Consider the following 25,765-nt stretch of genomic DNA (forward strand, 5'->3'; position numbering starts at 1 on the left):
CGACGTTAGTGTGTAGTGTTCCTACCACAGGCGACATTGTCAAAGAAAACTTGCCATCGTCAGCAATTTTCTGGTCTTCCCAGTGGCTTATTCGGACTTTTCCCGCTCCAGCAATTCGGCTTTGATCCGGGTGCCATAGGCATATCCGCCAAGCGAACCGTCCGCTGCGATGACCCTGTGGCAGGGGATGAGCACTGCAACATTGTTCGCGCCGTTCGCTCCGCCGACCGCACGCGAGGCCTTGGGATTTCCCAGCGCGGCTGCAAGCTCTCCGTAGCTGCGCGTTTGCCCCGCCGGGATTTCGCGCAAGGCCTGCCATACGCGTTGCTGGAACGCTGTGCCTTTCACATCGAGCGGGATGGACGCGAGCGTCGCCTGTGTGGGGTTTTCGACCACTGCCGTCACCCGGCGGAACAGGTCGCGGAATTCCTCGCCGGCCTCGACCAGCTGCGCCTCGGGAAACCGCCGCATGAGGTCGCTTTCGTCTTCGTTGAACGACAAGCAACAAACGCCCCGCTCCGTTGCAGCGACAAGCATCGCGCCAAGGCTCGTGTCGATCACGCTCCAGTGGATCGTGCGCCCCTTGCCCCCGCCCTGCCAGTCGCTTGCCGCCATGCCGAGCCTTCCTTTCGTATCATCGTAGAATCGCGAGGGCGAACCGTAGCCTGCCTCGTAGATAGCGCCGGTGACGCTGTCGCCTTCAGTGAGAGCGTCCCGAGCCCGTTCTTCACGCAAGGCGCGCGCGTATGCGGCGGGGGAGAGTCCTGTCGCCCGCTTGAACACCTTCTGGAAATGCGTCGGCGAATAGCCGGTGATCCCGGCCAGGACGGACAGGGTCGGCGCGTCTTCGGACCGGCGTATCTCGTCGATTGCCGCCATGACGGCAGCTTCGTCACGGGCGACATCGTCGGGCAGGCAGCGCTTGCAAGGCCGCAAGCCCGCTTGGCGCGCGCTCTCGCCATCGGCGAAAAACCGCACATTCTCGCGCAGGGGGTGACGTGCTGCGCAGGATGGTCGGCAATATATGCCGGTACTCATCACGCCGGTCACGAAGCGCCCGTCGAAAGCGCGGTCGCGCCGCTTTACCGCCTGCCATGCTTGCCCTTGATCGACCATCACCATGCTCCATAGCTCATCTTCGCCTTCTTTGCGGAGGATTTGCACAGCGCGCATCCCGTAGCTTGCGATCAAAGCAATTGGGCGGCACAAGCAGCGGCACGATGGGACGCATTTTCGTATTCCTTGCCGCCATGTGCGCGCTGCTGCTGCCGCAACTGGCAATGGCCGATCCGGCCGATATCGATGCGGCTTCGCGCGGCGTCGTGCGCGTCGTAATCATCGGAAACGATGGTGACGAGCTCTATCCCGTCAGCCACGGCACCGGCTTTGCCGTCACGCAGAACGCTATCGTAACGAACGCCCACGTCGTTCGCGATGCGATGCGGGACGAGGATCTACGAATCGGGATCGTACCCAATGGCGGCGGCGAAGCTGTTTACGGGCGATTGGTAACCGCCAGTTCGCGCAACGACCTTGCGCTGGTTCGTCTCACGGGGAACCTGCGCCTTCCCCCGCTCGCCATCGCGGCGCAGCCTGTTTCCGGGGCGGGAGAGGTCACCAGCGTCGGTTACCCGATGAATGTCGACCGCGCGCAGGGGCTCGACCTCACCGATCTCTTCCGCAGCCAGCCCCCGGTAAAGAGCCGCGGCTTCATTTCCGGCGAACGGCCGAGCCGCCAGTTCGACACCATCCTACACACCGCCCCGATTGCGCGCGGCAATTCAGGCGGGCCCCTGCTCGACCCTTGCGGCAGGGTCGTCGGTGTGAACAGCTTCGGGGCGGACAACGAGGGCGGAGATGCGGAATTCTTCTTCGCGGTGTCGAACCGCGAACTCGTGCCTTTCCTCCGGGCAAACGACATCACTCCGCGCCTCTCCGACCAGCCTTGTCGCAGCCTTGCCGACCTCGACGAGGCCGAGCGTGAGCGGATCGAACGCGAGCAGGCGGAAGCGCGGCAAAATCTCGCACAGCGCACCGAGGAAACTCGCGCCAAGCGCGAGCGGGCCCTGCTTCGCGCACAGCTGTCGGTTTCCGAAGATCGCGAAGACCGCATGGCGCTGGCCTTCGTTCTCATGCTCGTCGCCTTCGGCCTGTTCCTGTGGGCCTGGAGCCAGCGCGAACGGATTGGCGCGGATGACGACGAGGACGCGCTGCGGATCAGGAAAACCAATATCGCCTTCGCGATAGCCGGCTTCCTCGTCGTGGTGGCCTTTATCGCCTTCGTGACACGGCCCGGCCTGGACGAGGTCGATCGCAGGGTCGCTGCCCTTATGGCAGAAGGAGAAGGTCCCGACGACAACGCGCCTCTGGCCGGACAGGAAAGCGGCGACCTCTCGCTCGTCTGCCGCGTAGTCGAGGAGCGCAGCCGGATCACGACTTCCGAGGCACCCGAGATCGAGTTCGAATGGACGGCGGACGGATGCGTCAACGAGCGCACGCAATACGGATATGCCTCCGGAAACTGGTCGCGGGTCTTCGTGCCTAATGAAGAAGACGCGGTGTCGGTGAACAGTTTCGATCCCGACCGCCGGATCTTCCGTTCAGAGCGCTATCTCCTTCAGCGCGGGGCGATGCGGGAGGCGCGCAGCGCACGTGCTAAATATTCCGCACCGAAATGCGGCGAGGATGGAGCAGCCACTTCTTTAGGCGACCTTCAGGGCGAAGTTCTGAGCCAACTGCCGCAGCAGCCGAACGAGCGTCTGGTCTACCAGTGCGAGATGCGAGAGTAGGTCAGGCGGCGAGGGCTTCGCCCGACAGCGTGATGCGGTGCATCTCGCGCGCGTAACCCTGATAGTCGTTCATGGCGTAATGCCAGGTCGTCCGGTTGTCCCAGATCGCGACCGTGCCCGGTTCCCATTGCAGCCTGCACTGGAGGCTGGGCGACATGGCGTGCGCGAACAGCTCCTGCAGCAACGGGAGGCTTTCCTCGCGGGTCTGGCCGACGAAATTGATCGTGAAGCCGGGGTTCACATATAGGAGCTTCTGGCCCGTATGCGGGTGGCGGATCACGACCGGATGCATTGCTCCGGTTTTCAGGTCCTGTCCGCGAAGGTCGCCGCCCTGGTCAGTCTGGGCGTAGGCACCTTCAGGCGAATAGATGTGGTCGGCCGTATGGAACGCGCTCAGGCCGTCGATCTTCTTTTTCGTTTCCTCTGGCAGCGTGTCATAGGCGGCACCCATGTGCGCCCACAGCGTATCGCCCCCGGACGGCGGCAATTCGCGCGCCACGAGAATCGATCCCATTGCCGGAATCTGGTCGTAGGAATGATCGGTATGCCAGCCACCGCCGATATTGGTGGTCTGGTCCTTGCGTTTACGCACCACGGCGATCTCGGGATGCTCGTCGGTCAGCGGGAAATAGTTGTTGATGTCGATCCCGCCCCAGCGCTTGGCAAAGGCGATGTGGTCTGCCGGGCTGAAAACCTGATCGCGGAACACGGCCACGCCGTGCCTATATATAAGGTCACGAACGGCATCGAGTTCTTCGCCCTCGGCCTTGGCAAGGGAAATGTCCTTCACCTCGACACCGCAATGCTCCGACAATGCTGCTGTTTCCATTCCGTCTCTCCCGCTCGATCCGTTTTAATTGAGGACGAATTTACGCCTCCCGGTCCAAAAGTCGAATCTTTCACAGGCGGACTCGGGTTGCCTTCGCGGGGACCCTTTGCTAGGCGCGCGCCAACCTTGCCGGAGCGACTCATTTTCGCTCACCCCCGGCTTGGAACGACAGACTTTTTTTCCGACCCTTAGAGGACGAGAGACGCGTGGATATTTCCGCCGGTATTCAGGCTAGCCTGGCAGGGCGTTATGCCTCGGCCCTATTCGATCTGGCCAGCGAGGCCGGGACCGTAACTGCGGTCGAATCGGACCTCGACAAACTGGAAGCGGGGCTTGCCGAATCGGCTGAGCTCAAGACGCTGACCACCAACCCGCGCGTAAGCCGCGGTGAAGCTGGCAAGGCACTGTGGGGCGTTTCCGCCATCATGGGCCTTTCCGATCTGACGCAGAGGTTCCTCGGCACGCTTGCCGCGAACCGCCGTCTCGGCCAGCTTCCCGGCGTCATTCGCGCATTCCGCGCCATTGCTGCTGCGCAGCGTGGCGAAGTGACCGCCGATGTCACCAGCGCCCACGCGCTGACCGACACGCAGCTCGAACAGCTCAAGACGAAGCTGACCGCGCGCGAAGGTCGCACTGTAAAGATTAATTCCAAGGTTGATCCCGATCTTCTGGGCGGCCTTGTCGTTACCATCGGTTCGAAGCGCATTGACGGTTCGATCCGCACCCGCCTCAATTCCCTCGCCCAGGCGATGAAAGCCTGATCAAAGGACGATAATCATGGATATCCGCGCCGCAGAAATCTCCAAGGTCATCAAGGACCAGATCGCCAATTTCGGCACCGAAGCCGAAGTCAGCGAAGTTGGCTCCGTGCTGTCGGTGGGTGACGGCATCGCCCGCATCCACGGCCTCGACAATGTTCAGGCCGGCGAGATGATCGAATTCTCCAACGGTGTTCAGGGCATGGCGCTGAACCTCGAAGCCGACAACGTCGGTGCCGTTATCTTCGGTGCCGACACGGACATCGGCGAAGGCGACACCGTCAAGCGCACCGGCACCATCGTGGACGTTCCCGTCGGCAAGGGTCTCCTCGGCCGCGTCGTCGACGCGCTGGGCAACCCGATCGACGGCAAGGGCCCGATCGAATCGACCGAGCGTCGCCGCGTCGAAGTGAAGGCTCCGGGCATCATCCCGCGTGAATCGGTTTCCGAACCCGTGCAGTCGGGCCTCAAGGCCATCGACGCCCTCGTCCCTGTTGGCCGCGGCCAGCGCGAATTGATCATCGGTGACCGCCAGACCGGTAAGTCCGCTGTCGCTATCGACACCTTCATCAACCAGAAGGACGCCCACCAGGGCGACGATGAAAAGAAGAAGCTCTACTGCATCTACGTCGCCGTCGGCCAGAAGCGCTCGACAGTCGCCCAGATCGTCAAGAGCCTCGACGAAAACGGCGCGATGGAATATTCGATCGTCGTCGCCGCGACCGCATCGGAGCCTGCTCCGCTGCAGTACCTCGCACCCTACACCGGCTGTGCGATGGGCGAATTCTTCCGCGACAACGGCATGCACGCCGTCATCGTATATGACGACCTTTCCAAGCAGGCCGTGGCTTACCGCCAGATGTCGCTCCTGCTGCGTCGTCCTCCGGGCCGCGAAGCATACCCGGGTGACGTTTTCTATCTCCACAGCCGTCTCCTCGAGCGCGCTGCTAAGATGAACGGCGCCAATGGCGGCGGCTCGCTGACCGCTCTGCCGATCATCGAAACGCAGGCCGGCGACGTTTCGGCCTACATTCCGACCAACGTGATCTCGATCACCGACGGCCAGATCTTCCTCGAAACCGACCTGTTCTACCAGGGCATCCGTCCGGCCATTAACGTCGGTCTTTCGGTTAGCCGTGTGGGCGGTGCCGCCCAGACCAAGGCGATGAAGAAGGTTTCGGGCTCGATGAAGCTCGACCTCGCCCAGTATCGCGAAATGGCTGCTTTCGCGCAGTTCGGCTCGGACCTCGACGCCGCTACGCAGAAGCTGCTCAACCGCGGTGCGCGCCTGACCGAGCTGCTCAAGCAGCCGCAGTTCTCGCCGATGCCGTTCGAAGAGCAGACCGTGTCGATCTTTGCCGGCACCAATGGCTACCTCGACGATGTCGCTGTCGACCGCGTTACCAGCTACGAAGCACAGATGCTGAGCTTCATGCGCTCCGAACACGCCGACGTGCTCGCTGAAATCCGCGACACCGGCAAGTTCGAGGACAGCACCAAGGACAAGGTCGTCGACGCACTGAAGACCTTCGCCAAGCAGTTCGCCTGAGCCACCCGAGAGCACACGAGATAGGGAGCCGAAATGGCTAGCCTCAAGGAACTCAAGGATCGGATCGGGTCGGTTAAATCGACCCAGAAGATCACCAAGGCCAAGCAGATGGTCGCCGCGGCCAAATTGCGCCGTGCGCAGGCTGCTGCCGAAGCTGCACGTCCCTACGCAGAACGGCTGTCGGGCGTTATGGCGTCGCTTGCCAGCAAGGTAAGCGGCGACAGCGCGCCCCTGCTGCTCCGCGGCACCGGATCGGACAAGCGTCACCTCCTGGTGGTCGTGAACACCGACAAGGGTCTGTGCGGCGGTCTCAACGCCAATATCGTCAAGGCCGCCAAGGCCAAGGCGCGTGCGTTGATCGCCGAAGGCAAGGACGTGACCTTCTATCTCGTCGGCAAGAAGGGCCGCGCACCGATCAAGCGCGACTTTGCCGACAAGATCGAAAAGCACTTCGACACTTCCGACGTCCGCCAGCCGGGCTTCGAAGAGGCTGACGCCATTGCCGAAGACCTGCTCGAACGCTTCGAAAAGGGCGAATTCGACATCGCGCACCTCGTCTACCCGATCTTCCAGTCGGCGCTGGCGCAGGAACCGACTGTCGATCAGCTGATTCCCGTTCCCTCACCCGAAGGCGAAGGCAGCGGCGGCGATGCGGTCGTGGAATACGAGCCGGGCGAAGAGGAAATCCTCGAAGACCTGCTCCCGCGCTACGTGAAGACGCAGCTGTTCGGCGCCCTGCTCGAACGCGAAGCTTCGGAACAGGGCGCGTCGATGACCGCCATGGACAACGCAACGCGCAATGCGGGCGACCTCATCAACAAGCTGACGATCCAGTACAACCGCAGCCGCCAGGCCGCGATTACTACCGAACTCGTCGAAATTATCGCAGGCGCGGAAGCGCTCTGACAAGGACCGGATACGTGAAGAAACTCGCCCTCATCCTGCCCGTCGCACTCCTCGCCGCTTGCGGTGAAGAGCCCGCGCCCGAGCCGACCCCGACCGAAACCGTCGCACCGGAACCGGTCGCAAGCCTGCCCGCCACGGACCAGGATTATTTCCGCGCAAAGTTCGCTGAAACCTGCGAAGGCGCAGAACCGGTCAACAACGCCGTCTGCCGCCGCGCAATGGGTGCCAACCAGGCACTGTGCGAATACGGTCTCGGTGAAGACGAATACATGCGTCACGAAGCGACGCTGGTTGCGAACGAAGACGGTTCGGACTGGATGCTGAACGACGCTGACGCCCTTTGTGCCGAACACGGCGCCCACCACAAAGCCTCTTGAGCCAGTAGGAAACCTTATCATGGCCACTGCCCCCAAGCTTAACCAGAGCCCCAACGGCGTTATCTCGCAGGTCATCGGCGCTGTCGTCGACGTTGCCTTCGAAGGTGATCTGCCGCCGATCCTGACCGCGCTTGAAACGAAGAACGGCGACAACACGCTGGTTCTTGAAGTCGCGCAGCACCTCGGTGAAAACACCGTGCGCACGATCGCCATGGACGGCACCGACGGTCTCGTCCGCGGACAGGAAGTCGTGAACACCGGCTCGCAGATCACGGTGCCTGTCGGCCCGAAGACGCTCGGCCGCATCATGAACGTCGTCGGTGCGCCGATCGACGAGCGCGGCCCGATCGGTGCCGAACTCTCCAGCCCGATCCACGCGGAAGCCCCGCTCTTCGTCGACCAGTCGACCGAAGCGGCCATCCTCGTCACCGGCATCAAGGTCATCGACCTTCTCGCACCTTACGCGAAGGGCGGTAAGATCGGCCTGTTCGGCGGCGCAGGCGTCGGCAAGACCGTTCTGATCCAGGAACTCATCAACAACATCGCGAAGGGCCACGGTGGTGTGTCCGTTTTCGCCGGTGTGGGTGAGCGTACCCGCGAAGGTAACGACCTTTATCACGAATTCCTCGACGCCGGCGTTATCGCCAAGGACGAAGACGGCAACGCCACTTCGGAAGGCTCGAAGGTTGCCCTCGTCTTCGGCCAGATGAACGAACCTCCGGGCGCCCGCGCCCGTGTTGCTCTGTCGGGCCTGACCATGGCGGAATACTTCCGCGACGTCGAAGGCCAGGACGTGCTGTTCTTCGTCGACAACATCTTCCGCTTCACGCAGGCGGGTTCGGAAGTGTCCGCACTGCTCGGCCGTATTCCTTCGGCAGTGGGCTACCAGCCGACGCTCGCTACCGACATGGGTAACCTGCAGGAACGCATTACCTCGACGACCAAGGGTTCGATTACCTCGGTCCAGGCCATCTACGTTCCCGCCGATGACCTTACCGACCCGGCACCGGCAACCTCGTTCGCCCACTTGGACGCAACGACCACGCTGAACCGCGCGATTTCGGAACTGGGCATCTACCCGGCAGTCGACCCGCTCGACTCCACCAGCCGCGTTCTCGAACCGCGCGTTGTCGGTCAGGAGCACTACGAGACCGCTCGCCGCGTTCAGGAAACTCTGCAGAAGTACAAGAGCCTGCAGGACATCATCGCCATTCTCGGCATGGACGAGCTTTCCGAAGAAGATAAGCTGACCGTCGCGCGTGCCCGCAAGATCCAGAAGTTCCTCAGCCAGCCGTTCCACGTGGCCGAGGTCTTCACCAACATTCCGGGCCAGTTCGTCCAGCTCGAAGACACCGTGAAGTCCTTCAAGGCTGTCGTCGACGGCGAATACGATCACCTGCCGGAAAGCGCCTTCTACATGGTCGGCGGTATCGACCAGGTGGTCGAGAAGGCCAAGAAGCTGGCGGAAGAAGACTAAGCCATGGCTTTGCACTTCGAACTCGTCACGCCGGCCAAGCTGGTCCGTAGCGAGGACGTCCACATGGTGGTCGTCCCCGGCGCGGAAGGCGAATTCGGCGTGCTCGAAGGCCACGCGCCTTTCATGTCGACGATTCGTGACGGCGCCGTTCAGGTTTATAAGACCGAAGGCGCAGCACCCGAGACCATCGAAGTCCGCGGCGGTTTCGCCGAAGTGGGCGAAAACGGTCTCACGGTCCTCGCGGAACACGTCGAGGGCTGAGCCATTCGGGACAATCGCAAGAATGAAGAGGGCGGCTCCTAAGGGCCGCCCTTTTTCGTTCGACCAACCGTCACGCCTGACCGGCGAACGACATTGCGCGGGCCCGATCTACCGGCAAGACTGAACCGTTAGAACAATAGGGACGCACAATCATGAAACGCGTATCGACACTCGCCATTGGTGCCGCCATGGCTCTTGGCATGAACACTCAAGCTCTGGCCAATGACGGCGTGCCCGGCCCCGACGAAGATCCTCACATCTGGCTCGAGGAAGCCCGTAGCGACAAGGCTCTCGACTGGGTGCGCGCGGAAAACAACCGCACCATGGCGCACATGGCGCAGGACCCTCGCTTCGACGAGCTTACCGCCGAAGCACTGGCTATCCTCGATGCGGAAGATCGCATTCCCTACGTCTCGATCCGCAAAGACGGCCTGTATAATTTCTGGCAGGACAAGGAAAATCCCAAGGGCCTCCTGCGCCGCACGACGCTTGAGAGCTACAAGACCGACGATCCGGATTGGGAAACGGTTCTCGATGTCGATGCCCTGGCTGCCGCAGAAGGCAAGGAATGGGTCTACAAGGGCAGCACCTGCCTGCCGCCCGACCAGCGTCTCTGCATGATTGCCCTGTCCGACGGCGGTGAAGACGCCACGATCCTGCGCGAATTCGACATGACGACCGGACAGTTCGTCGAAGGCGGCTTCGTTATCGAGGAGAAGAGCCAGGGCGGCGTCCAGTGGCTTGACGAAGACACCCTGCTGGTCGGTCGCGATTTCGGCGGCGGCACCGTCACCGAGAGCGAATATCCCTTCACGACGCGCCTGTGGAAGCGCGGAACGCCGCTTAGCGATGCCGAAGAGATTTTCCGCGGTGATCCGAGCGACGTCTGGGCCGGCTCCGGCCTTATCCGCGACAACAAAGGCGTGGTGCACGGTCGAACGGCTTTCCGGGCGATCAGCTTTCATGAAAGCATCAACTACATCTGGCATGAGGGCGAGTGGCTCGAACTCGACATGCCGAAGAAAGCCAATATCGGCGGTATCATCGACGGCCAGCTGACCTTCTCGACCGATGTCGACTGGGAAACTCAAGGTCAGGTCTTCCCTGCCGACGCGCTGATCGCGGTCGATCTGGAAGAGTTCAAGCGCGACCCTAACGGGGCGAAGAAGACGCTCGTCTGGGCCCCCGCAGAGCGTCAGACCAAGCAAGGCGGCGGCGTCACCGCCAACAGTGCCTACATGGCGATCCTCGATAACGTTGTGGGCAAGGTGCTGAAGATAGATTTCGAGGGGGGCGAGTGGGTCACCACCGAAGTCAATCTTCCCGACAATGCGACCCTGGGTGTCCAGGCCACCTCGTCCGAAACCGACGAGATCATGTTCACCTCGACCGACTTCCTGTCGCCAAGCACGCTGTGGTACTCGGACGGCAGTGGCGACCCGCAGGTGCTCAAGACCTCGCCGGAATATTTCGATGCCAGCGGAATGGAAGTCGAACAACTCGAGGCCACCAGCAAGGATGGCGCGAAGGTCCCGTATTTCCTCGTGAAGCCGAAGGGCATGAAGATGGACGGCAAGAATCCCGCCCTGCTCTATGGTTATGGCGGGTTCCAGATCTCCCAATTGCCAAGCTACCGTGCGCTGACCGGCAAGATGTGGCTCGAAAAAGGCGGCGCCTTCATTCTTGCCAACCTCCGCGGTGGGGGCGAGTTCGGTCCCGGGTGGCACCAGATGGCGATCCGCGAGAACAAGCAGCGCACCTGGGACGATTTCATCGCCGTGGGTGAGGATGCCGTTAAGCGCGGGATCACCAATCCCGGCCAGCTCGGTATCCAGGGCGGTTCGCAGGGCGGCCTGCTGGTCGGCACCGCGTTCACGCAGCGTCCCGACCTCTTCGATGCGGCAATCGTGGCGATCCCGCTGTTCGACATGCTGCGCTATCACCTCATCGGTCGCGGCGCATCGTGGATCGGCGAATATGGCGATCCGCGCATCCCTGAACAGCGCAAATGGATCGAGGGCTACTCACCCTACCAGAAGATCGTCGACGGCGTGGATTACCCCGCCCCATTCCTCTGGGCATCGACCGCGGACGACCGCACCCACCCCGCCCACGCCCGCAAGGGGGCAGCGAAGCTCAAGGCTCTGGGCCAGGACTACTGGTACTATGAGGACATGACTGGCGGTCACTCGGGCGGCGTCGACAACGAACAGCGCGCAAAACTGCAGGCATTGCAGATGGTCTACCTCATGCAGCGCCTGATGGACGACAACGAAGCAGGCGAATAGGCAGCGGCTTCGATAAATAAGAAGGGGCGGCCTCGCGGTCGCCCCTTTTCGTTTACGCGCCTATTCGACGGGAATGATCACTTCGTTGCGTCTTAGCGGCGGTGGGACCATCGGCGCGTCGTAGAAGGCGAACTCGGGAGGGCCGGCGATCGTCAGGTCGCGATCCGCGATCCATGCGCGCAATTCTTCCTCGCGCGCAGCCAAGTCCTCGCTCGATCCTCGACCGGAGAAGCGGATTGCTGCCACCCTTCGCGGCGGCATTTCGACAAGAGTAACGTCTTCGGGCGGAGTGGGCAGCGTCTCCATCGTATACTCGGCCGGCATGACGAAGCGCGTCCGCCAGCTTCCGCTGGTGTCACCGCCATCCTGCAATACAGGCGAGGTCATGGCGATCTTTTCGCCCTGGTCCTGCATTACCGGACTGGTCATCGCGATTTCCTTGCCCGGACGATCTTGCGCGAAGATATAGGCAGCAAGACGCCGAAAGCCTGCGTTGAGCGCGCGCCTGCGATCTCCGGTATGCGTCACCTCTGCCACGATCATCGGCGCATATTCCCGAAGCTGAATATCGCCGTCCTCGGATACGAGCGAATAATCCGGCTCGTCGACCGAGTTGCGATATTGCGCGTAGGCACCAGCCGCACCGATGGACAGGACTGCTGCGCCCGCAGCGGCGTATTTCCAGAATTTCATGAAGCCTGGCTCCCTTACGTTTTATTATCAACGCCGGGGCACGGACGGACGTTCCGCAGGTCGGTTTACTTCGGCCTTCGGGTCGGGGCGTGGAAGTCCGGTGGCTTGTCCGCGACCCAGTCGACGAACTTCGCCAAGGCCTCATCCTCGAGCAAGGCAGCGCGATCCTCTCCGATCCGTGACAGCCGGGCATTCGTGAAGTTGGCATGGATCGCGCGGTGACAGATGGGATGCACTGCAACGGTCGCGCGGCCCTTCTTCGCCTTCGGCACAGTGTGGTGCTGCTGGACCTTGCATCCCAGCGGGCGCTCACAGAGCCAGCAAAGGTCCGCCAAGACGCTCAGTCCTTCTTCGCCGCCGCCTTCTTCTTTTTCATCGTGTCGTGGAAACGATCGGCCCAGCCGGGCTTTACCATCTGTTCCGCGCGAACCATGCGCAGTTCGCCGGGCGCCACGTCGCGGCTGACAGCGCTACCGGCAGCGACGATAGCGTCCGCCCCGATGGTGACGGGTGCGATCAGCGCGCTGTTCGAGCCGATAAAGGCACGCTCGCCAATCGTGGTCTTGTGCTTGAAATAGCCATCGTAATTGCAGGTGATCGTACCAGCACCGATGTTTGCCCCTGCCCCCACCGTGGCATCGCCGAGGTAGGTAAGATGATTGGCTTTCGCGCCTTCCCCCAGAACCGCCTTCTTCATCTCGACGAAATTGCCGACCTTGCTGCCCTGCTCCATCACCGCGCCCGGGCGCAGGCGGGCATAGGGACCGACTTCGCACCCTTCACCCACGTTTGCGCCTTCCAGATGGCTGAACGCACGAATGGTAGCTCCGCTCGCGACTTTCACCCCGGGCCCGAACACGACATTGGGTTCGATCGTCACGTCGGGTGCCAGTTCGGTGTCGTAACTGAAAAATACGGTTTCCGGAGCGCGCAGGGTCGCGCCTTCGGCCATCCAGTGTTCGCGCTGTTCGCGCTGCCATTGCGCTTCTGCCGCGGCGAGCTCGCTCCGCGAATTGATACCCGCGACTTCATTCGGATCGTCAGTCGTGACAGCGGCGCAAACGCGCCCGTCATCGATGGCGATATTGACGATATCGGGGAGGTAGTATTCGCCCTGTGCATTGTCGTTGCCGACCCTGTCGAGCAGGGCCCAGAGGTCGTCCGCCTTTGCAGCCATCAGGCCCGAATTGCACAGGTGACAGGCCCGCTCGCTCTCGTCGGCGTCCTTGAATTCGACCATCTTGGAAATGCGACCCTCGTCATCGGTAATGACACGGCCATAGGCGAGCGGTTCTTCCGGCTCGAACGCGAGCACGACCGCTGCCGGGGCATCGCCCGCATTGAGGCGATCCAGCATCGCTCTCATTGTTGCAGCGCGCACGAACGGCACATCGCCATACATGATGAGCACATCGCCCGAGTATCCGGCAAGCTGCTCCTGCGCCTGCTGGACGGCATGGCCGGTCCCGAGCTGCGGTTCCTGAAGGCAGGTGCGCGCATCGTCTCCCAGCGCCTCTTCGAGCTGCTCCCTCCCTGCTCCGACGACCACGACCTTGTGATCGGGCGAGAGGCTGTCGACGCTGGCCATGAGATGGTGCAGCATCGAACGCCCGGCAATGGGATGGAGAACCTTGTGAAGTTCACTCTTCATGCGGGTGCCCTTGCCTGCTGCAAGGATGACGGCGGCGAAGTGTCTGGTCTGGCTCATGACGCGGCCATGCCACCAAATGCTTGCGGATTGAAGAACCATCCTTCAACGCCTGACGCCATGACGGCATTTCCCTTCCAGTCGGTCGGCTTCGACCTCGATGGCACACTCCTGGAGACCCACCGCGATCTCGGCGCTGCGGTGAACCATGCGCTGGCACTGGGCGGGTTCGACCCCGTCCCGGCGGACCATGCCAGCGACCTCATCGGCGGCGGGGCCAAGATCATGCTGGCTCGCGCGGTGGACCAGCAGGGCGGCCTTCCCGAGGACGAGTTCCGGCAGCTCTACAAACAGATGCTGGGCTATTACGCGGAAAACAACGCGGTGCATTCGCGGCCCTACCCCCATGCTGTCGAGACGCTCGACGCACTGGCCGAGCGCGGTGTGAAGATGGCCGTGGTCACCAACAAGTTCGAAGGGTTCGCGCGCGACATCCTCACCACCCTGGGCCTTGCAGACCGGTTCGAGACGATCATCGGAGGCGATACCATGGGCAAGGGCCGCGCCAAGCCCGAGCCGGATGCGGTGATCGAGGCCCGCAAGCGGTGTGGCGGCGGGCCGATGGCCTTCGTGGGCGACAGCTCCTACGATGTGCGGGCAGCGCGCGCGGCAGACGCACCGGTGATCGCGGCGGCCTATGGCTATTGCGACAAGCCCCCGCACGAGCTGGGCGCAGATGCCGTCATCGAATCGCTCGATCGCCTCATTTCCGCCCTCGAAACGCTGTAGGCGCTCGCTTCGTCTTCGTCCTGACCCTACGGCATGGCGGATCGCCGCGCATACGGTTGCAAGAAGCACGCAAAAATGCCACGCCGCAGCGCACAATTGACCTTTACGTAAACGACAAAGCAGGAGCCCCCACCCATGAGCATCGATTTCAAGGACAAGGTAGCCATCGTAACCGGCGCAGGCGGCGGACTGGGCCGCGAATATGCGCTTGAGCTGGCGCGCCGCGGCGCGAAGGTCGTCGTCAACGATCTCGGCGGCTCGCGCGACGGCACTGGCCACTCCGACATGGCCCTCCAGGTCGTCGAGGAAATCGAGAAGATGGGCGGCGAGGCGATGTCGAACGGCGGCAGCGTCACTGAATACGACCAGATGGAAAAGATGGTCGCCGACGCCAAGCAGAAGTGGGGCGGCGTGCACATCCTGCTCAACAACGCAGGCGTCCTGCGCGACAAGACCTTCGCCAAGATGAGCCCCGAAGATTTCGAGTTCGTCCTCAAGGTCCACCTGACCGGTTCGGCATTCGTCACCAAGGCGTGCTGGGAACTCATGCGTGAGCAGGCTTACGGCCGCATCATGATGACCGCGTCCTCGACCGGCCTGTTCGGCAACTTCGGCCAGGCCAACTACGGCGCGGCGAAGCTCGGCTTAGCCGGTCTGACAAAGACGCTGGCTCTCGAAGGTGCGAAGTACAACATCAAGGTCAACACGCTGTCGCCGGTCGCGGGCACGCGCATGACCGAAGACCTCTTCCCCGAAGAAGCCTTCAAGCTGTTCGATCCGGTGAACGTGGTCCCGGCCGCGCTCTTCCTCGTCAGCGAAGATGCGCCGAGCAACGCCATCGTCGGCGCAGGCGCCGGTGGTTATCACTCGGCTTGGACCGTCATGAACGACGCCGTCTGGCTGCCCGATGGCGAGCGTACGGTCGAAGGCTTTGCCGCCAACTGGGACAAGATCAGCGAATTCTCGAACCTCAAGGCCCCGCAATCGGGCAGCGAGCAGTCGGGTGCGATCCTGACCGCCATGCAGAAGGTCACCGGTACCGGCCCGAGCAGCGCTCGCGGCTAAGCCCTACCCTCGAATACTGGAAAACCCCGCCACATCGCAGGATGCGGCGGGGTTTTTCGTGCCTGGAGAGTGAGTTACTCTAAGCCGTATTGACGTGTTAATACACTAAGCGTATCACCTCTGGCCACTCAATGGGGAGAGACCATGTACAGTCAGGAAGACCTGAATTCTGCAGTGGCTTCGGGCGCCATCAGCCAGGAGGCCGTCGACGCTCTACGCGCGCACGTCGCCTCGACGCGCGATGCGTTGCCCGCCGATGCAGAACATTTCCGCCTCATCACCGGGTTCAACGATATCTTCGTGACGATCGGTGTGATCATCATGCTGGTTGCCATGGGCGCCATCGGGCAAGCGATTGCCGGCGCGATCTGGCCTGTCCCGGCTTGGCCCGAGATGGGAAGCGATCCCGATTGGTGGGAAAACAACCGCAGCGCCATGGCGATTGCGCGCGGGATGGGGCTCAGCTTCGCCGCGCTGGGCGTTGCCGTCACCGCTTGGCTGCTCGCCGAATTCTTCACCCTCAAGCGCCGCATGGCCCTTCCCAGCATCATCCTGCTGCTGGCCTTCGTCGGCGGCGTGTTCCTCGCCCAGCTCGGCGGGATCATGGCCTATATGGAAAGCGGGACGGAGCGCAGCGAAACCATCGGTTTCCTGTGGGCCAGCCTCGCCCTGCTCATCACCGCAGGCTTCGCCTGGATGCACTGGAAGCGCTTCATGGTGCCGATTACCATCGCGGCGGGCACAGCGGCGATCGCCGGTACCGCCATTGCACTGATCATCGCGATTATCGGCCCCGATACGGCCAACATCGAGAACGTATTGCTCTCGCTTGTGTTCGTAGCAGGCCTGGTGGTCTTCGGTTTCGCCATGCGCTGGGATATCAGTGATCCACGCCGTGAGACCCGCCGCAGCGATGTCGCCTTCTGGCTGCACTTGCTCGCCGCGCCAATGATCGCCCACCCGGTATTCGCCCTGATCGGTGTGACCGATGGCGACAACATCGGCGCGCTGGCAGCGGTGCTGGTCCTGGCGGTCTATATCGTCTTCGGCATCGTGGCGCTTGCCATCGACCGGCGTGCGCTGCTCGTCTCGGCGCTGGCCTATGTGCTGATCGCGCTGACTTACCTGTTCCGCGAATTCGGAGCGGTGGAGCTGAATTTCGCGCTGACCGCACTGGTCATCGGTTCCGCCCTGCTGACGCTCAGCGCATTGTGGACGCCGATCCGCCGCGCCGTGGTCCAGGGCCTGCCGACCGACCTCAAAACCAAGCTTCCCGCTACGGCCTGAGGTCCACACCTGCTCACAAGGGGAAAGGTCCGCACCTAGGTGCGGGCCTTTTTCGTATGCTTAGTCGTCGATTGCCTTGAGAAGGCGACGTTCGACCGGGGCCATGACGCCGGGCAATTCGTGCCCGCGTTTAAGCACCTGCCCATGCTCGCCATATAGCGTCCACATGCCCTGTTTGCCGCGCAGCGAGGGGCGCTTCTCGATCCGCGCCTGCGGCCTTTCGGCAGCGCGGCGAAAGGCCGCGAACACCGCGACATCGCGCGTGAAGTCCATCGCGTAATCGCGCCATTTCCCGGCAGCGACCATGCGTCCGTAGAGATCGAGGATGCGGGTCAGTTCTTCACGTGAGAACCCGACCTGAAGCGGTTTGCGACCGGGAAAGGCGACGACCTTGTCACCGAGGAAATTCATCAATCGCCGGTCCCGCTACGCTGCTCGGGTGCCCGCTCCGCCCTGAGGTCCGCAATTTCCTGCTTCAACGCTTTGAGCTCGGCCTCGAGCTTTTCGATGCAGTCGCGGCTCGGCTCGCAAGGATCGTCGCAGGGCGTGCCGTAGGGGATGAATTCCTTGATCCATTCCTCTGCCGGCACAAGCGTACTGCGCGCTTTGAGGCCAACCATCGTCGCCCCTTCGGGCACATCGTCGGTGACTACCGCGTTCGCGCCGATCCGCGCGCGATTACCGACCGTAATCGGCCCGATCACCTGCGCGCCGGACCCGATAATGACATTATCCGCAATGGTGGGGTGCCGCTTGCCGCCCTTGCCGTTGGTCGGATTGGTGCCGCCTAGCGTCACGCATTGGTACATCGTGACGTCGTCGCCGATCTCCACCGTTTCCCCGATCACAGAAAACCCGTGATCAATGAAGAAATTGCGCCCGATCTTGGCGCCGGGATGGATATCGATGCCGGTGACCATCCGGCTCCAGTGGTTGACCAAGCGCGCCAGGAAGAAGAGTTGCGCTTCGAACAGCCAATGCGCGATCCGGTGATAGGCCATGGCCCAGACGCCCGGATACAGCAGCACTTCCCACCGGCTGCGCGGTGCAGGGTCGCGTGCTTTCACGCTGTCGAGGTAGGCTATCAGCCGTTCCAGCATCGGGGTAATTCTCCCACCAAGGGCAATTTAAAGCAAGCGGCCCTGTTCGGGGCCTTCGACAGCCTCGAGCGCGTCGCGCCATATCGACATGGTGGCTGGAGCCATCCGTTCAAGACTGAGACGGTCGATCTCGGCAACGATCCGCTCGATCGCGGTATAGGAACGCTCCATCCGCGGGATTAGATATGCTGGCGCTCCTTCGCCTAGCGCCAGCCCCCTTTGCGCCGCGTGGCTAAGCATGAGTTCTGCAGCCATATCATCGTCCGGAGGGCCGATCTCCAGTTGCAAGGCCGCGCCCATGCGGCTGCGCAGGTCGGGCAATGCGATTTCCCAACCGCCTTCGCTCACGGTCATCAGCAACGGGTAGCCGTCTTCCTGCGCACGATTCCAGGCGTGGAATATCTCGGTCTCGTCGCGCGTATCGGCATCGTCGATTGCCCCGCCGCCCGTGTGCGAGGCGAACCATTTCGCAATGAGCGATTTGCCGGAGCGCGGCGGCCCGGCGAGAATTGCAGTGCGGAAGGGCCAGGTGTCGGCTGCGGCGAGCGCATCGGCAACCGCCCGGTTGCTCGAACCGATCACTATCCGCTCGGGCTCGCCCGATGCAGCTTGCGTGAGCGGGAGGGCGATCTGCGATTGCGACATGGCCGAACCCGGTCCTCAACGGCTGATAAGCAGCGCGTTGTCCCCCCGACGTACGGTGAAGCCGCGCTCGCGAAGGGCATCGGCCAGTTGAGAAATCGATCCAGCATAGCTGACCGTAAGTACCGTGGTTCCGCCGATCGCTGTGCTGCGGACGCCGATGGCGCGTACACCCTGACCTCCGCGGATACCGGCCATCGCTTCGTCGAACGAGGGTGCGCTCGGCGTCTCTACCTGCACCGTGTACAGCGCGACCGATCCTTCTGGCGGTGGGCGGTCGATCGGCGCCGAGGTAATCGTGCCATCACTTTCCGCTGTCGGCGCAACTGTGCGTTCTGCCTCAGCCGCGTCCTGCGCTTTCAGCCTGCGCCCAAGCTCCACCAATCGGGCGATTGCCGGATCCAGATCGCCCATGCGCACGTTCAGCGTCGGATCGGGACGCAGTGTGCCGTCGGACAGAGCTTCGGTGAAGATGGCGTCGAACCGCTGGACCGCCTGGCCAAGCATCTGCGGAAGCTGTTCGGGGCTTTGCGCGGTAAGCGTGAACGACCGCAGGTATTCGCTGTCGGGGCCATGGCGCGCGGTAAAGCGCCCTTCCACCGGCCCGCCCGGGAAAGTGTAATGCAGTTCTGCAATCGGGATCAGCACATCCGCCGCGCCGAAATCATCGAGGATATCGCGCCACCAGACGCGGCTGCGCCTGCCGGTCTGGCCATAGGTCAGCATCAGCGAATCGCCGCCCGCTCCGCTTGGCCTGACGTAATTGATCCGGCTGGCCCCGGCCTGATAGCTCGCCCAGGCACGCTGCCAGGGGTTGCGCTGTTCGTAGACCATGGCGGTACCGCCCGACACAGTGACAGGAAGCAGCAGCATCGGCGCGCTACGCTTTGCCTGACCTTCTGATCCGAGATAGCGCGACGTGCGCGCACGGTCGAACACCACGCCGAGCGTCGCGATATACCGTTTGGGCCCAAGCCGCTCCCGCTCGACCACGATAGCGGAAACCATGCTTTCGATCTGCGAATCGGGCAGGCTCGGTCCGTCGATCTTTTCCCATGCTTTTACCTGCGCTTCGCGCCATGCCTCGTCGCGCGCTTCGAGGCCGGAATCGGCGCTCACGTCCACTTCGATGCCTGAAACCTCGATGTCCGTGGACGAGGCGATCGGCGCAATCCCGCGCTCCCCACCCACCTGCGCATAGGCAAGCCACCCGGCACCGCCAGTCATGGCAATTCCGGCTGCGATCATCGCAAGGCGCTTCGAGCGGGGAAGGGAAAAATGATGCCGCATGGGGAAAACAGCGGGCCTTTTGCCCAATCGCTTCTGGAAATCCAAGCGCGAATGCGCGAGGGGCAACATATGAGCAGCGACAACCAGTCCTACACCTACGAACAGGCGGGCGTTTCGATCGATGCGGGCAACGCCCTCGTCAAGGCGATTGGCCCCCTGGTGAAAGCCACCATGCGCCCCGGTGCGGACGGAGAGATCGGCGGCTTCGGCGGCTTCTTCGATCCCAAGGCGGCCGGCTACAAGGATCCCCTGCTGGTAGCGGGCAATGACGGCGTCGGGACCAAGCTCAAGTTGGCGATCGACACCGACCGGCATGACACCGTCGGGATCGACCTGGTGGCGATGTGCGTGAACGACCTCATCGTGCAGGGTGCGGAACCGCTTTTCTTCTTGGACTATTTTGCGACCGGCAAGCTGGAAAACGGCGTCGCCGAACGCGTTATCGCGGGGATAGCCGACGGCTGCAAACAGGCAGGCTGCGCGCTTATCGGGGGCGAGACTGCCGAAATGCCCGGCATGTACGCCAGCGGCGATTACGACCTTGCCGGTTTTTGTGTTGGCGCGGTGGAGCGCGGCGAGCAGCTGACGGGCGAGCGGGTGGCCCCGGGTCACGTCCTGCTGGGCCTCGCCAGTTCGGGCGTCCATTCCAACGGCTTTTCCCTCGTGCGCCGACTGGCCGAGGACAAGGGCTGGAAGCTCGATCGTCCTGCCTTGTTCGACCAGGATCGGCTGCTGATCGAGACATTGCTCGAACCGACGCGGATTTACGTCAAATCGCTCCTGCCCGTCGTGCGCGATGGACTGGTGGATGCGCTGGCCCACATCACCGGCGGCGGCCTGCTGGAAAACCTTCCCCGCGTCCTGCCTGAGGGTGCCCATGGGGAAGTTGAAGCCGACGGCTGGGACCAGCCGGGCCTGATGGCCTTCCTGCAGGCGCAGGGGAATATCGAACCGGGCGAGATGGCGCGCACCTTCAATTGCGGCGTGGGCATGGTCCTCGCCGTCGATCCGGCCAATGCCGAGATCGTGCGTACGCGGTTGGAAGATGCGGGCGAGACGGTGCTTGCAGTCGGCCGTATCGTGGAAGGCGAGAAGGGCTGCACGGTTCGCGGCTCTGCCGGAACATGGTCTGCCAAGGCAGACTGGGAGGCGGTCCACCTTGGCTGAGAAGGCGAAGGTTGCGATCTTCATATCCGGGCGCGGCAGCAACATGGCCGCGCTGCTCTATGCCAGCCTGATCGATGATTGCCCCTACGAGGTGTGCCTCGTCGCCGCGAACGATCCCGAGGCGGAAGGGCTGTCCATCGCAGCTGCAGAAGGCATTCCTACCTTCGCTCTCTCCCACAAGGGCATGACCCGCACGGAGCATGACGCGGCGATGGAGAAAGCCGCCCGCGAGGCAGGCGCGCAATATATCGTGCTGGCCGGATACATGCGTATCCTGACCGAAGGCTTCGTCGCGAATTGGCGGGGAAGGATGTTGAACATCCACCCGTCGCTGCTGCCGAAATATCCCGGGCTGGACACCCATGCGCGCGCGATCGAGGCGGGTGACAGCCATGGCGGAGTGTCGGTCCATCTGGTCACCGAAGAACTGGATGCGGGCGAGGTGCTGGGTCAGGTGGCGGTCGCCATCCGTAAAGGCGAGAATGCCGATACCCTTTCAGAGCGTGTGCGCTTTGCCGAACACCAGCTCTACCCGCAGGTGTTGGCCCGATACGTGGCGCGTGAAAGCGATCCCGAGTTCCTGCTCCGGCGCGTACGCGACCTCGCGCTTGCCCTGCCCCAGGCGCACGAGCGCGAAAGCCACGGCTCACCGGGCTGGCGCGCTGGCAGCGAGAAGTCGGGCAAGTATTTCGCCTATTTCAACGACCAGCATCACGGCTCAGAGCACGTCGCCCTGCTGGTGAAGACCGGCGGCCAGGACGAATTGCTCAATCTCGTGGAAGTGCAGCCCGAGGTCTATTTCAAACCAGCCTATTACGGGGCGAGCGGCTGGGTCGGACTGATCCTCAACCGTCCCGACTGCGATTGGGACCATGTCGCCGAATGGCTGAAGCGCAGCTGGCGCGCCGTTGCGCCGAAATCGGTGACGAAACTGCTCGATGCGGCGGACGAATTCTGATGCAGCGCCTTACACCCTACCTGTTCTTCACGCTCGCCGCAGCAGGGCTCGCCTGGGTGGCGATCAGGGGCGATACCGGATTCGACGAAGAGGTTGACCCGCTGACCGCGGTGATCGTGGTTGCGGGGGTATTCCTGGCAGCCCACGCGCTGCGCCATCTGGCGACACGGCTTTTCCGGAACATGACAGGCGGCGATTAATCCGCCACCACGCGGCGCGCTTTCGCGAAGCGCGGTAGTGTCATCTCGTTATTGGCCCGAGTGACTTCGATGCGGCTGATGAGCGGGCCGTCGAACAGGAACCTCCACATCGTGGGCGAACGCACTTCGGACGAAGTGTTTTCGATATGCCCGCGCACGAGCACTTCGTCTCGGTTGGGATCGATCGAATCGAAGACGAGCTTTGGATCGCCCGCGGCTTCGCAGAAATCCAGGAACGATCTAAGGAACTCATCCGCCCCGACGACCTCGTTCCCGAACTGATCGGCAATTGAGAAATCGGCAGCAATCAGGCTTCTCGCGCCGTTCCAGTCGCGATGGTTGAGGGCGTCGCAGATCGCCGTCACCGCCCGCATGTGGCGGCGGCGCTCTCGTGTAGAAGGGAGAATCGCCGAAAACATAACGGGCGCGATCCTAACAGAGATCGCGCCCGTCACCTAATTCATTAGAAAATCGAGCTTTTCCCGATTTTCTTTAACAAATGATATATTTTTTAGCCAACGATCTCGTCATCGTTGAAGAAGAACGCGATTTCCTTGGCAGCGTTTTCGTCGCTGTCCGAACCGTGAACCGAGTTCGCTTCGATCGATTCCGCATAGGTCTTGCGGATGGTGCCTTCGTCGGCATCGGCCGGGTTGGTCGCGCCCATCACGTCGCGGTTACGCTTCACTGCGTCTTCGCCTTCGAGCACCTGCACGACGACCGGGCCGGAGATCATGAATTCGACCAGTTCGCCGAAGAAAGGACGCTCGCGGTGAACGTCGTAGAAGCCTTCGGCCTGTTCGCGGGTCATGTGAATGCGCTTGGAAGCGACGACGCGCAGGCCGGCTTCTTCAAGCATCTTGGTGACCGCGCCGGTCAGGTTGCGGCGCGTGGCATCGGGCTTGATGATCGAAAAGGTGCGGGTAGCCGCCATGATATGTGTTCCTTGCGAAGTGTCTTTTATGGGGGAGAATGTTCTCGCGCGCGCCCCTAGCGCCGCGCGCGCCTGCGGGCAAGCTTTAGCCGATTCCCGCCCTCACGGTCAGCTCGGCTTCGCTATCGCCATCAGCCGCGCGGATCGTAGCCGCGAATGTAGTGTTAACGGCGGCGTTCTCGCCCGCCAGCACCAGCGCGTTTTCTCCCGGAATGTCGGCGGTCACTACGAAGCCGGCTTCCTTCGCAAGATCGCGATAGAACCCGGCAAGCGCATCCCGGTCGAGGTCGGTAGCGAAGTAGATGGTCACCAGCCTCCCCTCGCCCTGCTCGACGCGGGTCACGCTTTCGATCCTTGCCCCTTTAGGAAGGATAAAGGGCGCAGGAAGCACGGGGTCGACCGTCCGGCCCGTTTCCAGGGTGGTTCGGGTTCCGCCCGCATCGGTGTGCACCGCGCGCACCTCGCCCGTTTCCGGATCGACGGTGTAGCTGCCAATGGGCTCCACCTCCGCCGCCGCGATCTCTTCGTCGGGAGTGTCCTGTGCGTCGCCGCACCCGGCCAGAGCCAGGCAGCATGCCATGATGATTGGATATGTGCGCCCCATGCCCAACCGACGGGCGAAATGGCGAAGGGTTCCAGCCCGTCTAGCGGCCTTCGCGCCAGCCGCCTTCGGGGGTTTGCTTGAAGATGCGGTTGTCGATGTCTTCGCGCGGAGCAAGTTCGCGCCAAAGATTGCGCGCGGCTTCGGTCGCTTCCTCGCCGAAAAGCAACATGACCCGGTCGAGTGCAGTCGCCTCTTCACGCCAAGCGCCATCTGCCAGGATGAATATCTGCGCCTCGTTGACCGAGGTGCAGTTGTCCGAAATCGTGATCGGCTGGCGTGCTGCGTGAGGACCGTCTGCCGGGCCGTTGGCAAGGAAACCGCCCGCCGCCCAAAGCGCTTCGCCAAGGCGTTCGCGCAGTTCCGCATCGGCGGCGACGACGGCAAGCCGCATCCCGGCCTGCATCGCCTTGCCTGCGAGCTTGACCACGGTCACATCGACCGGGTCGCGGCTGAGCTGGTAGAAATCAACGCGCGTCATGCGGTCCCGCTACCCTTGTTGCGCCTGCACTTTTCGGAACAGTAGCGCACATTTTCCCAGTCCCGTTCCCATTTCTTGCGCCAGGAAAAGGGCAGCCCGCAGGTCTCGCAGACCTTGCTGGGCAAATCCCCTTTCCTGCGCATCTTGGGAATGACGAAAGCTCCCGCTTAGCCTTCGGCGGTGTCGGAGACGATGCGGTCGATCAGGCGCACGCCGTAACCGGTTGCGCCCTTGCCCCAAGTCCTCCCGGGCTTGTCCGACCAGGCCTTGCCCGCGATGTCGATATGAGCCCAGGCGACATCGTCAGCGATGAAACGCTGAAGGAACTGGGCCGCCGTGATGGAGCCTGCTCCCTTGCCGCCGATATTCTTCATGTCCGCGATCGGGCTGTCGATCAGCTTGTCGTAAGCCTTGCCCAGCGGCATGCGCCACACGGTGTCACCCGTGGCTTCGCCAGCGGCATCGATATCCTTGGCCAGCTGGTCGTCGTTCGCAAACATGCCGGCGTGCTCGTTACCCAGCGCAATGATGATCGCGCCGGTGAGCGTGGCAAAGTCGATAATGCGGGTTGGTTCGAACTCCTGCTGCGTCCAGTGCAGCGCGTCGGCAAGGACGAGGCGTCCTTCGGCGTCGGTATTGAGGATCTCGATGGTCTGGCCGCTCATCGACGTGACCACGTCGCCCGGGCGCTGCGCATTCCCGTCGGGCATATTCTCGACAAGACCCATGACGCCGACGATATTGGCCGGGGCCTTGCGCTTGACCAGCGCCAGCATTCCGCCGGCAACCGCGCCTGCGCCGCCCATGTCCCACTTCATGTCTTCCATGCCGGGTCCCGGCTTGATCGAGATGCCGCCGGTATCGAAAGTCACGCCCTTGCCGACAAACGCGATCGGACGCTCGCCCTCGGCGCCGCCGTTCCAGCGGATCGCGAGGATACGCGAATCGCGGACAGATCCCTGGCCGACGCCGAGCAGCGATCCCATGCCGAGCTTTTCCATTTCGGCTTCGTCTAAGACGATCAGTTCCGCGCCCGTGCCCTCGAAACGCTCCTGGCAGCGTTCGACGAAGCTTACGGGATAAATGATGTTGGCCGGTTCGGTGACCAGTTCACGCGTGAATTCGACGCCCTCGGCGAGTGCCGTCAGCTCGTTCCAGGCGGTGTCCGCATCATCGGGCGCACCGACCACGGTGACCTTCTTGAGCGTGATCTTCTGCTCGTCCTTCATCTTCGTGCGATAGACGTCGAAGCGCCAGTTGCGCAGACGCAGGCCAAGCAGGACATGACCGACTTCTTCTGCGGACAGGCGGTTTTCGGTCACGTCGAGGACGAGTTCCTCGTTGCCGGTGGACTGGTACTTCGCAGCGAGCGCAGCACCTGCCTTTTCGAGGTTTGCAAGGCGCGCATCGTCGGATGCGTCACCCGCCCCCGCCACGGCTACGCGGGCTGCGCCGTCACCGCTTGATACGAAGCCTTCGAAGGTCTGGCCGACACCACCCTTGAAGCGGGCTGCCTCTGCGCCTGCCTTCATGGCGGCATCGAAGGATTGAGGAAGCTTGCCCTTGTCGGCGACATGCGCAATGAGGCGCGCCGCCTGCGGTTGGGTCTTGCTGAATTGGATGTGCATGGAAACTCCCGGAAAACTGTCTGACGCAGCCCGATCGCTGGATGCGGG

29 protein-coding genes are annotated in these 25,765 nt (G+C 62.7%); 14 read left to right on the plus strand and 15 right to left on the minus strand.

Annotation, left to right across the window (positions count from 1 at the left end):
- Positions 1 to 87: 87 nt before the first annotated feature.
- Complete coding sequence (gene ada, locus CVE41_RS03130) at positions 88 to 1,116, minus strand: bifunctional DNA-binding transcriptional regulator/O6-methylguanine-DNA methyltransferase Ada (RefSeq protein ID WP_408633957.1); 1,029 nt, start codon at positions 1,114 to 1,116, stop codon at positions 88 to 90.
- 104 nt (positions 1,117 to 1,220) lie between these two features.
- Here ada and CVE41_RS03135 point away from each other — a divergent pair, with 104 nt between their 5' ends.
- Positions 1,221 to 2,789, plus strand: coding sequence for a S1 family peptidase (locus CVE41_RS03135; RefSeq protein ID WP_100259337.1), 1,569 nt, complete (start codon positions 1,221 to 1,223; stop codon positions 2,787 to 2,789).
- 1 nt (position 2,790) lies between these two features.
- Here CVE41_RS03135 and CVE41_RS03140 read toward each other — a convergent pair whose 3' ends face one another.
- Positions 2,791 to 3,618, minus strand: coding sequence for a TauD/TfdA dioxygenase family protein (locus CVE41_RS03140; RefSeq protein WP_100259338.1), 828 nt, complete (start codon positions 3,616 to 3,618; stop codon positions 2,791 to 2,793).
- A gap of 206 nt (positions 3,619 to 3,824) precedes the next feature.
- On the opposite strand from CVE41_RS03140, the gene CVE41_RS03145 reads away from it, so the two are divergent.
- The 7 genes from CVE41_RS03145 (at position 3,825) to CVE41_RS03175 (ending at position 11,234) form a co-directional block, all read left to right on the plus strand.
- Positions 3,825 to 4,379: a F0F1 ATP synthase subunit delta gene (locus CVE41_RS03145; RefSeq protein WP_100259339.1), complete on the plus strand. Its 555-nt coding sequence runs from the start codon at positions 3,825 to 3,827 to the stop codon at positions 4,377 to 4,379.
- 16 nt (positions 4,380 to 4,395) lie between these two features.
- A complete protein-coding gene (gene atpA / locus CVE41_RS03150) occupies positions 4,396 to 5,925 on the plus strand; it encodes a F0F1 ATP synthase subunit alpha (protein ID WP_100259340.1) in 1,530 nt (509 codons plus the stop codon).
- Between the two features lie 33 nt (positions 5,926 to 5,958).
- Complete coding sequence (locus tag CVE41_RS03155; protein WP_100259341.1) at positions 5,959 to 6,831, plus strand: F0F1 ATP synthase subunit gamma; 873 nt, start codon at positions 5,959 to 5,961, stop codon at positions 6,829 to 6,831.
- A gap of 14 nt (positions 6,832 to 6,845) precedes the next feature.
- Complete coding sequence (locus CVE41_RS03160) at positions 6,846 to 7,208, plus strand: hypothetical protein (protein ID WP_232725776.1); 363 nt, start codon at positions 6,846 to 6,848, stop codon at positions 7,206 to 7,208.
- A gap of 19 nt (positions 7,209 to 7,227) precedes the next feature.
- A complete protein-coding gene (gene atpD / locus CVE41_RS03165) occupies positions 7,228 to 8,685 on the plus strand; it encodes a F0F1 ATP synthase subunit beta (protein WP_100259343.1) in 1,458 nt (485 codons plus the stop codon).
- A gap of 3 nt (positions 8,686 to 8,688) precedes the next feature.
- Positions 8,689 to 8,946: an ATP synthase F1 subunit epsilon gene (locus CVE41_RS03170; RefSeq protein ID WP_100259344.1), complete on the plus strand. Its 258-nt coding sequence runs from the start codon at positions 8,689 to 8,691 to the stop codon at positions 8,944 to 8,946.
- Positions 8,947 to 9,098: 152 nt separating this feature from the next.
- Positions 9,099 to 11,234, plus strand: a complete 2,136-nt coding sequence (locus tag CVE41_RS03175) for a prolyl oligopeptidase family serine peptidase (RefSeq protein ID WP_100259345.1) — start codon at positions 9,099 to 9,101, stop codon at positions 11,232 to 11,234.
- Positions 11,235 to 11,294: 60 nt separating this feature from the next.
- Here CVE41_RS03175 and CVE41_RS03180 read toward each other — a convergent pair whose 3' ends face one another.
- The 3 genes from CVE41_RS03180 to glmU form a co-directional block, all read right to left on the minus strand.
- On the minus strand, positions 11,295 to 11,927 hold the full coding sequence (locus CVE41_RS03180) for an SOUL family heme-binding protein (protein ID WP_100259346.1): 633 nt from the start codon (positions 11,925 to 11,927) through the stop codon (positions 11,295 to 11,297).
- A gap of 65 nt (positions 11,928 to 11,992) precedes the next feature.
- On the minus strand, positions 11,993 to 12,262 hold the full coding sequence (locus CVE41_RS03185; protein ID WP_100259347.1) for an HNH endonuclease: 270 nt from the start codon (positions 12,260 to 12,262) through the stop codon (positions 11,993 to 11,995).
- A 5-nt stretch (positions 12,263 to 12,267) separates the two neighbouring features.
- Entirely contained in the window at positions 12,268 to 13,635 is a 1,368-nt protein-coding gene (gene glmU, locus CVE41_RS03190; RefSeq protein WP_100259348.1) for a bifunctional UDP-N-acetylglucosamine diphosphorylase/glucosamine-1-phosphate N-acetyltransferase GlmU, read from the minus strand.
- A gap of 60 nt (positions 13,636 to 13,695) precedes the next feature.
- Here glmU and CVE41_RS03195 point away from each other — a divergent pair, with 60 nt between their 5' ends.
- The 3 genes from CVE41_RS03195 to CVE41_RS03205 all read left to right on the plus strand — a co-directional run bounded on the left by CVE41_RS03195 (position 13,696) and on the right by CVE41_RS03205 (position 16,716).
- On the plus strand, positions 13,696 to 14,364 hold the full coding sequence (locus CVE41_RS03195; RefSeq protein WP_100259349.1) for an HAD-IA family hydrolase: 669 nt from the start codon (positions 13,696 to 13,698) through the stop codon (positions 14,362 to 14,364).
- Positions 14,365 to 14,499: 135 nt separating this feature from the next.
- Positions 14,500 to 15,429: an SDR family NAD(P)-dependent oxidoreductase gene (locus CVE41_RS03200; protein ID WP_100259350.1), complete on the plus strand. Its 930-nt coding sequence runs from the start codon at positions 14,500 to 14,502 to the stop codon at positions 15,427 to 15,429.
- 144 nt (positions 15,430 to 15,573) lie between these two features.
- Positions 15,574 to 16,716: a hypothetical protein gene (locus CVE41_RS03205; protein ID WP_100259351.1), complete on the plus strand. Its 1,143-nt coding sequence runs from the start codon at positions 15,574 to 15,576 to the stop codon at positions 16,714 to 16,716.
- 60 nt (positions 16,717 to 16,776) lie between these two features.
- On the opposite strand, the gene CVE41_RS03210 is transcribed toward CVE41_RS03205, so the two are convergent.
- Genes CVE41_RS03210 through CVE41_RS03225 form a run of 4 tightly spaced genes read right to left on the minus strand, consistent with a single transcriptional unit; the run spans position 16,777 to position 19,748 of the window.
- Entirely contained in the window at positions 16,777 to 17,127 is a 351-nt protein-coding gene (locus CVE41_RS03210) for a DUF2794 domain-containing protein (RefSeq protein ID WP_100259352.1), read from the minus strand.
- Entirely contained in the window at positions 17,127 to 17,816 is a 690-nt protein-coding gene (gene epsC, locus CVE41_RS03215) for a serine O-acetyltransferase EpsC (RefSeq protein ID WP_100259353.1), read from the minus strand. The genes CVE41_RS03210 and epsC overlap by 1 nt, the downstream gene beginning before the upstream one ends.
- A gap of 27 nt (positions 17,817 to 17,843) precedes the next feature.
- Complete coding sequence (locus tag CVE41_RS03220) at positions 17,844 to 18,461, minus strand: P-loop NTPase family protein (RefSeq protein WP_100259354.1); 618 nt, start codon at positions 18,459 to 18,461, stop codon at positions 17,844 to 17,846.
- A 15-nt stretch (positions 18,462 to 18,476) separates the two neighbouring features.
- Positions 18,477 to 19,748: a hypothetical protein gene (locus tag CVE41_RS03225; protein WP_100261346.1), complete on the minus strand. Its 1,272-nt coding sequence runs from the start codon at positions 19,746 to 19,748 to the stop codon at positions 18,477 to 18,479.
- A 69-nt stretch (positions 19,749 to 19,817) separates the two neighbouring features.
- Here CVE41_RS03225 and purM point away from each other — a divergent pair, with 69 nt between their 5' ends.
- From purM to CVE41_RS03240, 3 genes are read left to right on the plus strand one after another with little or no spacing between them, the layout of a single operon-like run.
- On the plus strand, positions 19,818 to 20,915 hold the full coding sequence (gene purM / locus CVE41_RS03230; RefSeq protein ID WP_100259355.1) for a phosphoribosylformylglycinamidine cyclo-ligase: 1,098 nt from the start codon (positions 19,818 to 19,820) through the stop codon (positions 20,913 to 20,915).
- Positions 20,908 to 21,873, plus strand: coding sequence for a phosphoribosylglycinamide formyltransferase (gene purN / locus CVE41_RS03235; protein WP_100259356.1), 966 nt, complete (start codon positions 20,908 to 20,910; stop codon positions 21,871 to 21,873). The genes purM and purN overlap by 8 nt, the downstream gene beginning before the upstream one ends.
- The gene (locus CVE41_RS03240) at positions 21,873 to 22,073 is read left to right on the plus strand and encodes a hypothetical protein (RefSeq protein ID WP_100259357.1); all 201 of its coding nucleotides are present in this window, start codon (positions 21,873 to 21,875) and stop codon (positions 22,071 to 22,073) included. The genes purN and CVE41_RS03240 overlap by 1 nt, the downstream gene beginning before the upstream one ends.
- Here the strand turns inward: CVE41_RS03240 and CVE41_RS03245 are convergent.
- From CVE41_RS03245 to CVE41_RS03270, 6 genes are all read right to left on the minus strand, one after another.
- The gene (locus CVE41_RS03245; RefSeq protein WP_100259358.1) at positions 22,070 to 22,492 is read right to left on the minus strand and encodes a nuclear transport factor 2 family protein; all 423 of its coding nucleotides are present in this window, start codon (positions 22,490 to 22,492) and stop codon (positions 22,070 to 22,072) included. The two genes, CVE41_RS03240 and CVE41_RS03245, sit on opposite strands and share 4 nt — an antisense overlap.
- 92 nt (positions 22,493 to 22,584) lie before the next feature.
- On the minus strand, positions 22,585 to 23,007 hold the full coding sequence (gene ndk, locus CVE41_RS03250; RefSeq protein ID WP_100259359.1) for a nucleoside-diphosphate kinase: 423 nt from the start codon (positions 23,005 to 23,007) through the stop codon (positions 22,585 to 22,587).
- A gap of 85 nt (positions 23,008 to 23,092) precedes the next feature.
- Positions 23,093 to 23,587: a type 1 glutamine amidotransferase family protein gene (locus CVE41_RS03255; protein WP_157799386.1), complete on the minus strand. Its 495-nt coding sequence runs from the start codon at positions 23,585 to 23,587 to the stop codon at positions 23,093 to 23,095.
- Between the two features lie 64 nt (positions 23,588 to 23,651).
- The gene (locus tag CVE41_RS03260; RefSeq protein ID WP_100259361.1) at positions 23,652 to 24,089 is read right to left on the minus strand and encodes a DNA polymerase III subunit chi; all 438 of its coding nucleotides are present in this window, start codon (positions 24,087 to 24,089) and stop codon (positions 23,652 to 23,654) included.
- Positions 24,086 to 24,232 carry a DUF2256 domain-containing protein gene (locus tag CVE41_RS03265; protein ID WP_100259362.1) on the minus strand — a complete coding sequence of 49 codons (147 nt, stop codon included), beginning with the start codon at positions 24,230 to 24,232 and terminating at the stop codon, positions 24,086 to 24,088. Before CVE41_RS03265 ends, CVE41_RS03260 begins: the two co-directional genes overlap by 4 nt.
- Positions 24,233 to 24,256: 24 nt before the next feature.
- Positions 24,257 to 25,717, minus strand: coding sequence for a leucyl aminopeptidase (locus CVE41_RS03270; protein WP_100259363.1), 1,461 nt, complete (start codon positions 25,715 to 25,717; stop codon positions 24,257 to 24,259).
- Positions 25,718 to 25,765 lie beyond the last annotated feature (48 nt).

Origin of the sequence: Qipengyuania seohaensis (assembly GCF_002795865.1) — a bacterium.
Taxonomy (GTDB): domain Bacteria; phylum Pseudomonadota; class Alphaproteobacteria; order Sphingomonadales; family Sphingomonadaceae; genus Qipengyuania; species Qipengyuania seohaensis.

Coding starts and splice junctions, on each gene's coding strand:
- CVE41_RS03210 (WP_100259352.1), bottom strand. CDS start 17,127: ATGAATTTCCTCGGTGACAAGGTCGTCGCCTTTCCCGGTCGCAAACCG.
- CVE41_RS03240 (WP_100259357.1), top strand. CDS start 21,873: ATGCAGCGCCTTACACCCTACCTGTTCTTCACGCTCGCCGCAGCAGGG.
- atpA (WP_100259340.1), top strand. CDS start 4,396: ATGGATATCCGCGCCGCAGAAATCTCCAAGGTCATCAAGGACCAGATC.
- CVE41_RS03255 (WP_157799386.1), bottom strand. CDS start 23,587: ATGGCATGCTGCCTGGCTCTGGCCGGGTGCGGCGACGCACAGGACACT.
- CVE41_RS03260 (WP_100259361.1), bottom strand. CDS start 24,089: ATGACGCGCGTTGATTTCTACCAGCTCAGCCGCGACCCGGTCGATGTG.
- CVE41_RS03180 (WP_100259346.1), bottom strand. CDS start 11,927: ATGAAATTCTGGAAATACGCCGCTGCGGGCGCAGCAGTCCTGTCCATC.
- CVE41_RS03205 (WP_100259351.1), top strand. CDS start 15,574: ATGTACAGTCAGGAAGACCTGAATTCTGCAGTGGCTTCGGGCGCCATC.
- CVE41_RS03265 (WP_100259362.1), bottom strand. CDS start 24,232: ATGCGCAGGAAAGGGGATTTGCCCAGCAAGGTCTGCGAGACCTGCGGG.
- CVE41_RS03195 (WP_100259349.1), top strand. CDS start 13,696: ATGACGGCATTTCCCTTCCAGTCGGTCGGCTTCGACCTCGATGGCACA.
- ndk (WP_100259359.1), bottom strand. CDS start 23,007: ATGGCGGCTACCCGCACCTTTTCGATCATCAAGCCCGATGCCACGCGC.
- glmU (WP_100259348.1), bottom strand. CDS start 13,635: ATGAGCCAGACCAGACACTTCGCCGCCGTCATCCTTGCAGCAGGCAAG.
- atpD (WP_100259343.1), top strand. CDS start 7,228: ATGGCCACTGCCCCCAAGCTTAACCAGAGCCCCAACGGCGTTATCTCG.
- CVE41_RS03135 (WP_100259337.1), top strand. CDS start 1,221: ATGGGACGCATTTTCGTATTCCTTGCCGCCATGTGCGCGCTGCTGCTG.
- CVE41_RS03245 (WP_100259358.1), bottom strand. CDS start 22,492: ATGTTTTCGGCGATTCTCCCTTCTACACGAGAGCGCCGCCGCCACATG.
- CVE41_RS03200 (WP_100259350.1), top strand. CDS start 14,500: ATGAGCATCGATTTCAAGGACAAGGTAGCCATCGTAACCGGCGCAGGC.
- CVE41_RS03170 (WP_100259344.1), top strand. CDS start 8,689: ATGGCTTTGCACTTCGAACTCGTCACGCCGGCCAAGCTGGTCCGTAGC.
- CVE41_RS03140 (WP_100259338.1), bottom strand. CDS start 3,618: ATGGAAACAGCAGCATTGTCGGAGCATTGCGGTGTCGAGGTGAAGGAC.
- CVE41_RS03225 (WP_100261346.1), bottom strand. CDS start 19,748: ATGCGGCATCATTTTTCCCTTCCCCGCTCGAAGCGCCTTGCGATGATC.
- ada (WP_408633957.1), bottom strand. CDS start 1,116: ATGGTCGATCAAGGGCAAGCATGGCAGGCGGTAAAGCGGCGCGACCGC.
- purM (WP_100259355.1), top strand. CDS start 19,818: ATGAGCAGCGACAACCAGTCCTACACCTACGAACAGGCGGGCGTTTCG.
- CVE41_RS03155 (WP_100259341.1), top strand. CDS start 5,959: ATGGCTAGCCTCAAGGAACTCAAGGATCGGATCGGGTCGGTTAAATCG.
- CVE41_RS03220 (WP_100259354.1), bottom strand. CDS start 18,461: ATGTCGCAATCGCAGATCGCCCTCCCGCTCACGCAAGCTGCATCGGGC.
- CVE41_RS03270 (WP_100259363.1), bottom strand. CDS start 25,717: ATGCACATCCAATTCAGCAAGACCCAACCGCAGGCGGCGCGCCTCATT.
- epsC (WP_100259353.1), bottom strand. CDS start 17,816: ATGCTGGAACGGCTGATAGCCTACCTCGACAGCGTGAAAGCACGCGAC.
- CVE41_RS03175 (WP_100259345.1), top strand. CDS start 9,099: ATGAAACGCGTATCGACACTCGCCATTGGTGCCGCCATGGCTCTTGGC.